Source organism: Rhizobium sp. SAFR-030 (assembly GCF_059415005.1).
In genome coordinates this window covers 285,910-298,758 of the sequence record NZ_JBPFDO010000001.1, presented here as the reverse complement: position 1 = coordinate 298,758, position 12,849 = coordinate 285,910, and the positions used below count along the sequence as shown (strand labels likewise).

Sequence of the window (12,849 nt, the reverse complement as noted above, 5' to 3'; positions counted from 1 at the left end):
ACGGCCGACGTGCCCGGTCGATTACCGCCCGTTAAGCAAAGTTGTTCCGCCTTCGTTCTTGCTCTTGACGCCGGTACAAAAAGAGAACAAAATGCAAACATTACGGAACAGGAGATTGATCATGACTGACCTCATCCGCGATGTTGCAGCCTTCGCCTCGATCATGACATTCGTCGCCAGCATCGGCATTCTCGTCCTCGCCTTCTGAAGCCTCAACCGCTCCTCCTGATCAGCCGACCCCGGCGGCGGCATGGCGCATCGACGCGACATGGTTTTCGGTTGATCGTCGAAGCTTCAGCTGGACTTCAAGGCGCTGCCGCCGGACAATGCGCCGATTCAGCAAGGCACGGCGGCGACATGGCAGATACGATCGATATGAAGCGGGTGGACACGCAGGCGCAAACGACGCCGCAGTTCGTCCATCTGCGGGTGCACTCGGCCTTTTCGCTCCTCGAGGGCGCCCTGCCGCTGAAGAAGATTCTCGCCAAGGCAACCGCCGACGCACAGCCGGCGATCGCCATTACCGACACGAACAACCTCTTCGTCGCGCTGGAGTTTTCGGAAAAGGCGGTCGGCGAGGGAATACAACCGATCATCGGCTGCCAGATGGCAATCGACATGCAGGACCAGGGCGATGAAAAGCGCGGCGGCAATGGCGGTCTCGCAAAGCTTCCCTCGCTGGTGCTGCTGGCCGCAAACCCGGTCGGCTACGAGCGGCTCGTGGATCTCGTCAGCCGGGCCTATCTCGGCGGCGAGGGCAGCCACATGGCGGTGCACATTGCCTTGTCGTGGCTGGAGGAGGAGGGCGCCGATGGCATCATCGCGCTCACCGGTTTCGCCTCCGGGCCGATCGATCCGCTGTTGAAGGAAGGTCACCGGGCGCAGGCAGAACAGCGGCTGGTGAGGCTGAAGCGGATCTTCGGCGATCGCCTCTATGTCGAGCTGCAGCGCCAGAACGGCTATGACCGCCGCCACGAGCGCAAGCTGATCGAGCTTGCCTATGCACATGATCTGCCAATCGTCGCCACCAACGAGGCCTTCTTCCCGTCGAAGTCCGATTACGACGCCCATGATGCGCTGATGGCGGTCGCCCACAACGCCATCGTTTCCGATGACAGCCGCTTCCGTCTGACGCCCGATCACTACCTGAAGAGCCGCGAGGAGATGGCACGGCTGTTTGCCGACTTGCCGGAGGCGCTCGAAAACACCGTCGAGATCGCCCGGCGCTGCTCCTTCGTCCTGAAGACCCGCAAGCCGATCCTGCCGCGCTTCACTGGTGCAACCGACGACGCGGAAGAGGCGGAACGGGCAGAATCGGCCGAATTGCGGCGGCAGTCGGTCGACGGGCTCGAGGCGCGGCTGGAAGCGCTCGGAATGGCCAGCGGCTATACGGTCGAGGATTATCGCGAGCGGCTGGATTTCGAGCTGTCGGTCATCGAGCGGATGAAGTTCCCGGGCTACTTCCTCATCGTTGCCGACTTCATCAAATGGGCAAAGCAGCACGACATCCCGGTCGGTCCCGGGCGCGGTTCGGGTGCCGGTTCGCTGGTCGCCTATGCGCTGACCATCACCGACGTCGACCCGCTGCGCTTCTCGCTTCTGTTCGAGCGCTTCCTCAACCCGGAACGCGTCTCGATGCCCGACTTCGACATCGACTTCTGCCAGGATCGCCGCGAGGAGGTGATCCGCTACGTGCAGCAGAAATACGGTCGCGAACAGGTGGCACAGATCATCACCTTCGGTTCGCTGCAGGCGCGCGCCGCGCTGCGCGACGTCGGCCGGGTGCTGGAAATGCCCTACGGCCAGGTCGACAAGATCTGCAAGCTGGTGCCCAACAATCCCGCCAACCCGACGCCGCTGTCGAAGGCGATCGAGGAGGAGCCGAAGCTTCAGGAAGAGGCCGACCGGGAGCCGGTCGTCGCGCGGCTTCTCGATATCGCCCAGAAGATCGAGGGCCTTTACCGGCATGCCTCGACGCATGCGGCCGGCATCGTGATCGGCGATCGGCCGCTCTCAAAGCTGGTGCCGATGTACCGCGATCCGCGCTCCGACATGCCCGTCACCCAATTCAACATGAAGTGGGTAGAGCAGGCCGGCCTGGTCAAATTCGACTTCCTCGGACTGAAGACGCTGACGGTGTTGAAGACGGCGGTGGATTTCGTCGCCAAGCGCGGCATCCATGTGGATCTCGCCAAGATTCCGCTCGACGACCAGAAAACCTACGAGATGCTGTCGCGCGGCGAAACGGTCGGCGTCTTCCAGGTGGAAAGTGCGGGCATGCGCAAAGCGCTCATCGGCATGCGGCCCGACTGCATCGAGGACATCATCGCGCTGGTTGCCCTCTATCGCCCGGGCCCGATGGAAAACATCCCCACCTACAACGCCCGCAAGCACGGCGAGGAGGAGATTGAATCCGTCCATCCGACTATCGACTACCTGTTGAAGGAGACGCAGGGCGTCATCGTCTACCAGGAGCAGGTGATGCAGATCGCCCAGGTCCTGTCCGGCTATTCGCTTGGCGAAGCCGATCTTCTGCGCCGCGCCATGGGCAAGAAGATCAAGGCTGAGATGGACCAGCAGAGCGAGCGCTTCATCGATGGCGCCGTGAAGAACGGCGTCTCCAAGCCGCAGGCGAAGAACATTTTCGAACTGCTCGCCAAATTCGCCAATTATGGCTTCAACAAGTCCCACGCGGCCGCCTACGCCATCGTCTCCTACCAGACGGCCTATATGAAGGCGCATTACCCGGTCGAGTTCCTCGCCGCGTCGATGACCTACGATATGGCCAACACCGAAAAGCTGAACGATTTCCGCCAGGATGCCGGGCGGCTCGGGATCAAGGTCGTACCGCCGTCGATCCAGACTTCGTTCCGCATGTTCGAGACGGGCGACAACTGCATCTACTATTCGCTGGCGGCTCTGAAAGGGGTCGGCGAGTCGGCGGTCGAGCACATCGTTGCGGTGCGTGGCGAGCAGCCCTTCGCAAGCCTTGAGGATTTCTGCCTGCGTATCGACCCGAAGCAGGTCAACCGGCGGGTGCTCGAAAGCCTGATCAATGCCGGCGCTTTCGACGGGTTCGGTCGCAACCGGGCGGAACTGATCGGCGGGCTGGACCGCATCATCGGCTATGCGCAGCGCGCCGCCGAAGGCAAGACCAGCGGCCAGAGCGACATGTTCGGCTCCTCGTCGGCCGCCGGACCTGAAAAGCTCATCCTGCCGGCCTTCGATCCGTGGATGGCCTCCGACATGCTGATGCGCGAATACCAGGTGCTCGGCTTCTACCTCTCGGCCCATCCGCTCGACACCTACAAGGACGTGCTCGCCAAGATGCGGGTGCAGAATTTTGCCGAGTTCTCGGCAGCCGTGAAAGCCGGCGCCAATGCCGGGCGTCTTGCCGGCACCGTCACCGGCAAGCAGGAGCGCAAGACGCGCACCGGCAACAAGATGGGCATCGTGATGTTTTCCGATGCCACCGGCCAGTTCGAGGCGGTGCTGTTTTCCGAGGCGCTGAACCAGTACCGCGACCTGCTGGAACCCGGCAAGTCGCTGGTCATCACCGTGCAGGCGGACGAGCGGCCGGAAGGCATCGGCCTGCGCATCCAGACCGTCCAGTCGCTGGAGGAGAAATCGGTGCAGATGCAGAAGGCGCTGCGCGTCTTCGTCCGCGATTCCGGGCCGATGCGCACGGTCGCCAAGCATCTGAACGCCCGCGGTGACGGGCTTGTCTCGTTCGTCGTCATCAAGGATGACGGCCGGCGGGAGATCGAGGTGGAGCTGACGGAGAAGTACCGCATTTCGCCGGAAATCGCCGCCGCCCTACGCGCGGCGCCCGGCGTGCTGGACGTGGAACTGGTCTAGCCAGATCTGGCGCGACGCGGGGGTTCTCGGATCGTGAATTCCGCGTTCCCTCAAACACTTGCGGCGGGCGCCGGAATCAAGATGCCAGACCGCTGACAAAGGACATCAAGCCGCGGCAGCTTACTTGGTGGCGAAGGATTTGCCTTCTCCACCAGCGGCTTGGCGGAGCGATCGGAATCAAATCCTGAGGGGCATGAGCGGCAAGGTGGATGTCAGCCTTTGGCGCCGCCGTGGGTGACGGTGATGAAGTCGGTTCCCTTGCCGGTCTCGCTCTCGGTGCCGGCATCGGTGATCGTCAGCGAGCTGCCGGTGGAGATCATTGCCGAGATCCGCCGACGCAGGTCGTCGGACATCGAGATCCGGTCTAGGACGCCCTTGAGGCTACTCTCGCCTGCAGTCTCACCGGATGTGATGCCGAGGCGCCGGGCGGTTGCGGCCGGCAGAGCGTTGGCAAGCGTCAGCCCCTGCCAGCTGGCCTTGCCGCGGCCGCGATCGATGGCGGTCAGGCTAAAAAAATGCGTGCCGAGCGCGATCTCCGGCCGGGCAATGTCGACAGGCTCGGAGATCAGCGGCGTAAACCCCTGGCGCACCATCAGCTGGCCCTTCGGCGGCGTTGGGCGGTCGGCGCTCGCATAGATCGCCTTGAGGAAGGCGGCGCTCAGAATGCCGCCCCTGGGCGACAGATCCTTCCACCGCTTGAACGCCTCGACGGCGCTGCGGGTCGCCGATCCGGCAACGCCGTCCCGCGTGCCGGCGTCGAAGCCGAGCCCGGTCAGCAGCGCCTGTACGTCGGCAATCGTCTCCCGGTCGGTCCGGCGGGTGATGAGGATGCGCAGCGGTTCCGGCTCGTCGGCGCGCGCCTCGTCGCTGTCGCTCAAGATGTTCAGCGGCGCCCGCGGCATGTTCATCGCCACTTCGATCTGTTCGATGGAGCTGTGCGCGGAGGAGGGGCGAAGCGGCACGTCGGACAGCAGGTCGCCGGCCGGGCGCTGCGCCGGCGGCGAGAACAGGAGCGGATGGTCGATGGCAACGGGTGCGACGGCCGCATCGCTGATGATCACGTGAACGCCGGGGCCGGTCATCTGGTACAGCGATTTTGCGAATGCGGCAGGCAAGCGCACGCAGCCGTGAGAGGCCGGATAGTTCGGCACGCTGTTGGATTCGTGCAGCGCAATGCCCGACCAGGTCAGCCGCTGCATGTAGGGCATCGGCGCATCTGAGTAGATGTTGGACCTGTGGAACTTGCGCTTCTCCAGCACCGAGAAGATGCCGGTCGGAGTCTCGTGGCCTTGCTTGCCGGTCGAAACCTTGGAGGTCGCAACCACCCTGCCGCCGTCATAGACGGAAAGCGACTGGCTGTCCTTCGACACGATGATCTGCAGGCTGCGCGGATCGTCGGCTGCGGCAACCGAAGTCGCGCAGCTTGCGACGAGGGCAGCCAGGATTGCGGCGCGCTTCAACATGGGGACCTCTTACGCAGAACCAAGGTCCGAAGGATACGCCTCGAAATTTAAGGAAGGTTTAGACGCCGGGCGAACGGCTCTCGCACGCTGTGGAAAAGCGGATCACGGTTGCTTGATGCGCCGCCCGGTGCCGAACGTGTAGCCGGTCTCCACGGCGCCGGTGCCGAACTTGTGGCGCAACCGGTCCATCGCGGCTTCCGCCGCCGCCCGTCGGCTCGCCTGGGCATCGACGAGATCCGGCGGATCGGCCCGGGCCATGTCGGTGAGATCGGTGACGCCGATGCCGATCAGCCGGAACCGCGTGCCGTCGGTCTCCCGCTCCAGGAGGCTCAGACCGGTACGAAAGATGCGGTCGGCAAGCAGCGTTGGGTCTTCCAGCCGCCGGTTGCGGGTACGGCTCTTGAAGTCGCTGGTCTTCAGCTTCAGAACGACGGTCTGACCGGCGATCCCCTGTTTCTTCAGCCGCGCGGACACCTTCTCGGAAAGCCTGCGCAGAATCGGCACCAGTTCCTCGTGGCGGGAGATGTCGTCGAAGAAGGTGGTCTCGGCCGAGACGCTCTTTGCCGCATCGTTCAGATGCACCACGCGCTCGTCGATGCCGCGCGACAGGCGGAAGAGGCGCTGTCCCATGCTGCCGTAGCGGCGCATCAGGTCGCCTTCCTCCATTCGCTGCAATTGGCCGATCGTGCGGATGCCATCCGCCTCCAGCGTCGCGGCAAAGGCCTTGCCGACGCCCCAGATAGTGGTAACGGGGCGCGGCGCCAGGAACTCGAGCGCTTCCGCCTCGCCGATTACCGAGAAGCCGCGCGGCTTCTGCAGGTCGGACGCCACCTTGGCGAGAAACTTGCAGTAGGAGAGGCCGACAGAGATGCTGATGCCGATCTCGCTCTCCACCCGACGGGCAAGTCTGGCGAGAATTCGGGCCGGAGGATCCTGATGCAGGCGTTCGGTGCCCGAGAGGTCGAGGAAGGCTTCGTCAATGGACAGTGGCTGGACGAGCGGCGTCAGCTCCTGGAAAAGCGTGCGGATCTGACGCCCGACGGTCACGTATTTTTCCATGTTGGGGCTGATGACGACAGCGTCGGGACAGGCCTCCAGCGCCTTGAACATCGGCATCGCCGAACGCACGCCGCTGATGCGGGCGATGTAGCAGGCTGTCGAGACGACGCCGCGCTTGCCCCCGCCGATGATCACTGGTCTGTCGGCAAGTTCAGGATTGTCACGCTTCTCGACGGAGGCATAGAAGGCGTCGCAGTCGATATGGGCAATGGCAAGGTCGTAGAGCGAGGGATGGTAGACGAGGCGGGGACTGCCGCACTTGGTGCAACGTCGCCGGCCCTCCGCCTGCCCGGTCAGGCAGTCGCGACAGAAGCCCGGATCGGTTGCGAAGGAGCGGGTCATCTCGGGAACAAAGGTTGAACGATCCCGACCATAGGCCGGATGTTTCGGCGCGGCAAGCGCTCCGAACCGATGGCCGGCAGATTGACGGCCGGATCAGGCGGTGTTGGCGAAATGTCGACGCAGGGCCGTCAGGGCCGCTTGCCAGTCCTTCACCTGAACCACGTGCGGAGCGGGTTTCGGCGCATGACGGTGCATTTCGGATGCCGGCATCAGATGCACGAGCAGGCATTCCGGAACGCTGTCGGCGACGGACACGTGGTTGTGCGCCATGTCGTCGATGAAGGCGAGTGGCAGCGGGCGGTTGCCGTGCATCTGGCTGACGACCGGCCCCTTCGCACTTTCGGTCGCCAGCAGCGGGAACGGCAGGCCGAGCCTGTCGAGCAGGCGGCGGCGCATCTCGGTATAGCGCGGCGGCATGGCGGTCAGGAACACCACATCGGCCTCGGCACCGATCTCCGTCAGTGCCGACACGGCGTCGCCGAAGGGTGTCTGCCAGGTCTCCTGGGCGGCAAAGAAGTCGAGGATCAACTGGCTGACGGCAGCGTCGGCCAGCGGCATCTCGTCGGCAGCCGAGACGATGTTGCCGTGCAGCCTGTAGGATCGCGGCACCAGCCGGTGCCCGAGGCTGCCGAGAAACCCCTGGAACGGCGTCAGGAATTCCAGCACCACGTCATCGACGTCACAGACCGCCAGGGGCCGGTCGCTCAGCCGCAAGTGTTCGAGGTCGACGATCTCGCCCATCAGTATTGGCCCGAATCCAGCCCCGGGCCGGAGAAATGCTGCCAGGCGCTGACCACGGCCTCCGGTTTCCAGTCGCTCGCCTCGCAGAAGGCAAGCAACGTCGGCTCGTGGGCCATGACGAAATCGATCATGCCGGCCAGAAAACCGGGATCGTCCATGGCGGCGCGCATCTGCCCCGGCTGGACGCCCGACAGCGTCAGGAATCGGCTGAGCATCTCCGGCTCGTTCGCCAGCCACTGAAGAATGGCGCCGGCCGTCTCTTCGGGCGAGGGGAGGCGCTGCGATTTGCCGGTGTCAGGACGCATGAACGAACAAGTTACCTTTTCTTCAACCAAATGACTTTAGTCTACCGTTTCCAATGATGGAATCGGCCGCCCGCGAGCTTATATCTCGACAAGCTGCTTGTAAGGCTGGATTTAAGGATACGCAAATGCCCAAGCGGGTGATGATTGTCGAAGACAACGAGCTCAACATGAAGCTCTTCCGCGATCTGATCGAAGCTTCGGGCTATACCACCATCCAGACCCGCAATGGCATGGAAGCGCTGGACCTTGCCCGCAAGTATCGCCCCGACCTGATCCTCATGGATATCCAGTTGCCGGAAGTGTCCGGGCTGGAAGTGACGAAGTGGCTGAAAGAGGATGACGAACTGCATGTCATCCCGGTCGTCGCCGTTACCGCGTTTGCCATGAAAGGTGACGAGGAACGCATCCGGCAGGGCGGCTGCGAGGCCTATGTCTCAAAGCCCATCTCGGTGCCCAAGTTTCTCGAAACCATCAAGACCTATCTCGGCGATGCCTGAGGGAGCGTGACGGATGACTGCGCGGATCCTCGTCGTCGATGATATCCCGGCCAATGTGAAGCTGCTCGAAGCGCGTCTTCTGGCGGAGTATTTCGACGTTCTGACGGCCGAAGACGGATTCAAGGCGCTCGAGATCGTCGCCAAGACGCCTGTCGACATCATCCTGCTCGACGTGATGATGCCGGGCATGGACGGTTTCGAAGTCTGCGAACGGCTGAAGGGCAATCCCGCGACCTCGCATATCCCGGTGGTCATGGTGACGGCGCTCGATCAGCCCGCCGATCGGGTTCGCGGCCTGAAGGCCGGTGCCGACGACTTCCTGACCAAGCCGGTCAACGACCTGCAGCTGATCTCCCGCGTCAAGAGCCTGGTGCGCCTGAAGACGCTCAGCGACGAATTGCGCATCCGCGCCGAGACCGCCCTGCAGATTGGCATCGACGACGTGACCAAGCTTGATCATCTGGACGCGCCGGGGCAGGTGCTGCTTGTAGACGGGCGGGCAAGCTCGCAGGAGCGGATCATCAAGGCACTGAAGCCGGTGGCCGAAGTCACCGCGATGTCGGATCCGCAGGCGGCCGTCTTCGAGGCGGCGGAGAACCCGTTCGACCTCGTGATCGTCAACGGCAGTGGCGATGACTACGACCCGCTGCGCCTGTGCTCGCAGCTGCGCATGCTTGAACGGACCCGTTTCCTGCCGCTGCTGCTGGTGACGGAACTCGGCGAAGAGGACGTCATCATTCGGGCGCTGGACCTCGGCGTCAACGACTACATCGTCCGGCCGCTCGATCCGAACGAGCTGGTGGCCCGCACGCTGACCCAGATGAAGCGCAAGCGCTACAACGACCTGCTGCGCACCAGTGTCCGCCAGTCGATCGAACTGGCGGTCACCGACGGCCTGACGGGCCTTCACAACCGGCGCTACCTCGACAACCATCTGAAGACGCTGTTCAACCGGGCGGCCGCCCGTGGCCGTCCGCTGTCCGTCTGCATCACCGATATCGACCGGTTCAAGCTGGTGAACGACACCTACGGTCACGATGTCGGCGACGAGGTGCTGAAGGAGTTCGCCCGCCGCATCCGCTCGACCGTGCGGGGCGCGGATCTCGCCTGCCGATACGGCGGTGAGGAGTTCGTCGTTGTCATGCCTGACACCGATGCGGATGCAGCAGCGGCCATCGCTGAGCGCTTGCGCGGAATGATCGAATCCATCTCCTTCGAGCTTAATGCCGGTACGGTCAATCTGAAGGTTACTGCGTCTCTCGGGCTGGCAACCAACGTAACCGGCATCGAAACGCCGGAGCAGTTGCTCAAGCAGGCAGACCGCGCACTTTATGAGGCCAAAGGCAGCGGCCGTAATCGTGTTGTCGCAGCAGCGGCGTAATATCGACCTGAAGCAAACACTCGGAACCTGTCTACAGCCTTGTATGGAAGGCAGGAAGAAAAGCCTGTCAGCCTGCCGGCACCGCACGAAGTGTTGATAACCGATGCTTGAACTTTGCAGCAACCGTCCCGTTTTTAACCATGTTGCATGAGATTTGCGCAGCCCGTTAAGAATAGGTTGATTTTTCTGCCGATCTACGCGAGTTTACTACAGCGGAATAAGTTCCTCAGGGAACAGTCATACCCCATGATGCTCAGGTCCGCCGCATCTCCTGGGTCGTGGGGTTGGCTGGCCGGCATGCATATCACGCGGTTCCTCGTGCCGCTTTGCATGTCGGCCGGCCCCCGCCATCACCGATCTCCCGACTTTGAAATAATCGAGACAGGACCTTCGAGGCGTCCAGCACCGGCCGGGGAGGGATTGGCCTGTCATGTCCCGTGACCTGGGGCAGACGCAACCTCATCCGATAGCAGGACCGGAAACGCAAAAGGCGCGGGACCTTGCGGTACCGCGCCATTTTGAATGGGATCGACGATCAGAGTTACTTGATCTTCGTTTCCTTGAAGTCGACGTGCTTCTTAGCGATCGGGTCGTACTTGGTCTTCGTCATCTTGTCCGTCATCGTACGGCTGTTCTTCGTCGTGACGTAAAAGAAACCAGTATCGGCCGTCGACAGCAGCTTGATCTTGATGGTCGTAGCTTTCGCCATGGTCTTCCTGCCTCTAATAAAAATCGGGCCGCGGATGCCTGAGCGCAATCCACGGCGAAATCTGGCGCGAAACTACAAATCGCGCCCGGAAAGTCAAGTCCGTTCTCGGCGGAAAAGCCCGCGGAAGAGGGATATCAGCACATAAAGGGCGAAGAAGCCTGCCAATGCCCAGGCAAACCCGTCATTGCCCGAGACATCGATGGATACGCCGATCGCCTGCGGACCGGCAACCGTGCCCACTGCGTAGCAGAAGACGAAGGCGGCATTGGCGGCGGCGAGATCCGAGCCGGTGAGTCGCGATCCGAGATGCGCAAGGCCGACCGTGTACAGGCCGGACACACAGCCACCCCAGACGAGCAGGAGGCCGGCCATGAGCCACCAGTTGCCGATGAGCGACGGCAGCGCGAGTGCTCCCACCAGGCCAGCCAGAGCCATCAGGAACAGCATCGGGCGGCGATCCTTGAGGCGGTCGGATATCATTCCGAACGGGATCTGGAAGACCATGTTGCCGATGCCCATTACCGTCAGCAGCAAAGCCGCATCCGATTCCGTCAGGCCGGAGCGATTGGCATAGATCGGGAACAGCGACAGGCCGCCGGCTTCAACGGCGCCGAATACGAACACCGCGGCCGTGGCGGTCGGCACGAGGAGGACGTAGCGCAGGAAATGCTGCTGCGGCCGGTCGCTCAGCACCGGGCTCTCGTTGCGCGCGATGTAGATGGGGATGAAGGCGACGAGGATTGCCGCAGCCCCGATCAGGAAGGGCAGGATGCCTTCGCTGCCGATCGCCGAAAACAGCAACGGTCCGATCGCGAAGCCGATGGCAAGCACGGTCGCGTAGATCCCAAGCACCAGCCCGCGCCTTCGGGGGGGCGCCGCTTCATTGATCCAGAATTCCGACAGGATGAACAGCGTCGTCACGGCGCCATGGAAGGCGACCCGCAGCGGGAACCACATCCAGAAGTCGGCGGCATAGTAGAAGCCGAGCGCGCTGATGGCGGAGATGACCACCGCCCACAGCATGGTCCTCGCAACGCCGAACTCATGGGCGAGCTTGGTGGTGACGGGAGCCGCCGCCATCGCCGCGATGCCGGCCATCGCCGAGTTGAGGCCGATCAGCGTCGACGAGATGCCGCGCTTCTCCAGGATGATGCTGAGCAGCGGCAGCCCGAGACCGATGGCGATGCCGACGGCACTGATGGCGGAGATTGCAGCCACCAGCGACGGCCAGTGGATTTCTTCCCGGTGGCCGCTATCGCTGCCCGCCGTATTGGCCATCTGCCGTTCCTTAGAAAGTGCATCCATCGTTACAGCCGACTGCGCAAGAATTGACCGTCGCGGTTCGTATAAACCACCAATGGGCTTCCAAACGGCAAAGCACCGTCCAACTCAAGTGAAATTTTCAAGTCACCGGCTACGGCGCTGACAATGGCTGGCATTTTGACGGACTCCAGGTCGTTGATGTCGACCCAGCGGAGCTCGTTCAATTCCTCGCTCTCCCGCAACAGGCCGGGATCGATGCGAGCTTCGTCGATGAATGTGGCGAAGAACCGGTTGTCGAAGCGCCGAATGGCGCCGGGTGGCGTGACGGCGCGGGCGACATACCTCAGGCTGGAGAGATCCGGCGCCCAGCCGCGCGGCGTCTGACAGCCGTTCAGCCGGCCACCGGTTTCCTCTTCGAGCTCGCGAGCAGCCGCAAGCGCAAGCGCCCTTGCGCCGCCAGACGTCATCCTTGGCGCGCCGCTCAGCATCAGCTTGTCGATGACCTCGGGCCGCAGGTCTTCTTGAAAGGGCAGCGCGTGGTCGCGAGGATCCCGCCGCCCGCCCGGGAAGACGAACAGGTCAGGCATGAAGGCGTGCCCGCTGCCGCGTTTGCCGACGAGGAGGCGTGGGGTGCCAGCCCGACGATCGATCAGGATGATCGATGCCGAGGCGCGTGGCCTCAGCGAGTGCCGCGGACGCTCCGCGTTATCCTGCTCCCCAGCGTTGCCGGCGGCCGCCAGGCCGTCGCCGGGGCTCATTCCAGCGGGCCGCCGCGACCAGGATCGAAACTCTCGTCCTGCTTGCCGAAGCCGTGCATCCGCAGGGCCCATTGCAGGCTGATCACGGCGCCCTTGACCGGCTGCATCGACAGGAGCGCCATGGCGATGGTGATCGGCGTCCAGATCGCCAGATGGACCCACATCGACAGCGGCCAGATCATGTCGGTCATCATGAAGCCGCTGACCGTCACATGGCCGATGACGAAGATGACGAGGTAGGGCGGCAGGTCGTCGGCGCGGTGGTGGTGGATGTCCTCGCCGCAGACGGCGCAGGCATCGACAGGCTTCAGGAAGCCGCGGAAAAGCCGGCCGCTGCCGCAGTTCGGACATTTGCAGCGAAAGCCACGGAGTATCGAGCGGCCAAGCGGTCGCTCGGGCCGACCGGCGTCACCGTAGTGCAGACCGTCCACCGGCTCATGCGCATGATCGCTTGCGGCTGTCATCGTCGAAAA

11 protein-coding genes are annotated in these 12,849 nt (G+C 63.3%); 3 read left to right on the top strand and 8 right to left on the bottom strand.

All coding sequences use genetic code 11. The annotated features are described in order from the left end of the window. Positions 1–357: 357 nt before the first annotated feature. Positions 358–3,858: a DNA polymerase III subunit alpha gene (dnaE, locus tag ACR65N_RS01535; protein WP_440455462.1), complete on the top strand. Its 3,501-nt coding sequence runs from the start codon at positions 358–360 to the stop codon at positions 3,856–3,858. 212 nt (positions 3,859–4,070) lie between these two features. Here dnaE and ACR65N_RS01530 read toward each other — a convergent pair whose 3' ends face one another. The 4 genes from ACR65N_RS01530 to ACR65N_RS01515 all read right to left on the bottom strand — a co-directional run bounded on the left by ACR65N_RS01530 (position 4,071) and on the right by ACR65N_RS01515 (position 7,768). Further along, on the bottom strand, positions 4,071–5,321 hold the full coding sequence (locus ACR65N_RS01530; protein WP_440455461.1) for a L,D-transpeptidase family protein: 1,251 nt from the start codon (positions 5,319–5,321) through the stop codon (positions 4,071–4,073). A gap of 102 nt (positions 5,322–5,423) precedes the next feature. After that, positions 5,424–6,722 carry a DNA polymerase IV gene (locus ACR65N_RS01525; protein WP_440455460.1) on the bottom strand — a complete coding sequence of 433 codons (1,299 nt, stop codon included), beginning with the start codon at positions 6,720–6,722 and terminating at the stop codon, positions 5,424–5,426. 93 nt (positions 6,723–6,815) lie between these two features. Continuing rightward, positions 6,816–7,463: a hypothetical protein gene (locus tag ACR65N_RS01520; RefSeq protein WP_440455459.1), complete on the bottom strand. Its 648-nt coding sequence runs from the start codon at positions 7,461–7,463 to the stop codon at positions 6,816–6,818. Then, a complete protein-coding gene (locus ACR65N_RS01515; protein ID WP_430305082.1) occupies positions 7,463–7,768 on the bottom strand; it encodes a DUF3572 domain-containing protein in 306 nt (101 codons plus the stop codon). Before ACR65N_RS01515 ends, ACR65N_RS01520 begins: the two co-directional genes overlap by 1 nt. Positions 7,769–7,893: 125 nt before the next feature. Here ACR65N_RS01515 and ACR65N_RS01510 point away from each other — a divergent pair, with 125 nt between their 5' ends. Together ACR65N_RS01510 and ACR65N_RS01505 are read left to right on the top strand one after the other, a co-directional pair. Continuing rightward, the gene (locus ACR65N_RS01510; protein WP_430305081.1) at positions 7,894–8,265 is read left to right on the top strand and encodes a response regulator; all 372 of its coding nucleotides are present in this window, start codon (positions 7,894–7,896) and stop codon (positions 8,263–8,265) included. A 13-nt stretch (positions 8,266–8,278) separates the two neighbouring features. Continuing rightward, a complete protein-coding gene (locus tag ACR65N_RS01505; RefSeq protein WP_440455458.1) occupies positions 8,279–9,646 on the top strand; it encodes a PleD family two-component system response regulator in 1,368 nt (455 codons plus the stop codon). Between the two features lie 541 nt (positions 9,647–10,187). Here the strand turns inward: ACR65N_RS01505 and rpmG are convergent. The 4 genes from rpmG to ACR65N_RS01485 all read right to left on the bottom strand — a co-directional run bounded on the left by rpmG (position 10,188) and on the right by ACR65N_RS01485 (position 12,840). After that, positions 10,188–10,355, bottom strand: a complete 168-nt coding sequence (gene rpmG / locus ACR65N_RS01500) for a 50S ribosomal protein L33 (RefSeq protein ID WP_116405487.1) — start codon at positions 10,353–10,355, stop codon at positions 10,188–10,190. Between the two features lie 93 nt (positions 10,356–10,448). Beyond that, on the bottom strand, positions 10,449–11,633 hold the full coding sequence (locus ACR65N_RS01495) for an MFS transporter (RefSeq protein ID WP_440455457.1): 1,185 nt from the start codon (positions 11,631–11,633) through the stop codon (positions 10,449–10,451). A gap of 29 nt (positions 11,634–11,662) precedes the next feature. Further along, the gene (locus ACR65N_RS01490; protein ID WP_440455456.1) at positions 11,663–12,376 is read right to left on the bottom strand and encodes an NUDIX hydrolase; all 714 of its coding nucleotides are present in this window, start codon (positions 12,374–12,376) and stop codon (positions 11,663–11,665) included. After that, positions 12,373–12,840, bottom strand: a complete 468-nt coding sequence (locus ACR65N_RS01485) for a DUF983 domain-containing protein (RefSeq protein ID WP_440455455.1) — start codon at positions 12,838–12,840, stop codon at positions 12,373–12,375. Before ACR65N_RS01485 ends, ACR65N_RS01490 begins: the two co-directional genes overlap by 4 nt. Between the last annotated feature and the right edge of the window lie 9 nt (positions 12,841–12,849).

Excerpts from the sequence above, each read along its gene's own strand:
- dnaE (WP_440455462.1), top strand. The coding sequence starts at position 358 with ATGGCAGATACGATCGATATGAAGCGGGTGGACACGCAGGCGCAAACG.
- ACR65N_RS01530 (WP_440455461.1), bottom strand. The coding sequence starts at position 5,321 with ATGTTGAAGCGCGCCGCAATCCTGGCTGCCCTCGTCGCAAGCTGCGCG.
- ACR65N_RS01525 (WP_440455460.1), bottom strand. The coding sequence starts at position 6,722 with ATGACCCGCTCCTTCGCAACCGATCCGGGCTTCTGTCGCGACTGCCTG.
- ACR65N_RS01520 (WP_440455459.1), bottom strand. The coding sequence starts at position 7,463 with ATGGGCGAGATCGTCGACCTCGAACACTTGCGGCTGAGCGACCGGCCC.
- ACR65N_RS01515 (WP_430305082.1), bottom strand. The coding sequence starts at position 7,768 with ATGCGTCCTGACACCGGCAAATCGCAGCGCCTCCCCTCGCCCGAAGAG.
- ACR65N_RS01510 (WP_430305081.1), top strand. The coding sequence starts at position 7,894 with ATGCCCAAGCGGGTGATGATTGTCGAAGACAACGAGCTCAACATGAAG.
- ACR65N_RS01505 (WP_440455458.1), top strand. The coding sequence starts at position 8,279 with ATGACTGCGCGGATCCTCGTCGTCGATGATATCCCGGCCAATGTGAAG.
- rpmG (WP_116405487.1), bottom strand. The coding sequence starts at position 10,355 with ATGGCGAAAGCTACGACCATCAAGATCAAGCTGCTGTCGACGGCCGAT.
- ACR65N_RS01495 (WP_440455457.1), bottom strand. The coding sequence starts at position 11,633 with ATGGCCAATACGGCGGGCAGCGATAGCGGCCACCGGGAAGAAATCCAC.
- ACR65N_RS01490 (WP_440455456.1), bottom strand. The coding sequence starts at position 12,376 with ATGAGCCCCGGCGACGGCCTGGCGGCCGCCGGCAACGCTGGGGAGCAG.
- ACR65N_RS01485 (WP_440455455.1), bottom strand. The coding sequence starts at position 12,840 with ATGACAGCCGCAAGCGATCATGCGCATGAGCCGGTGGACGGTCTGCAC.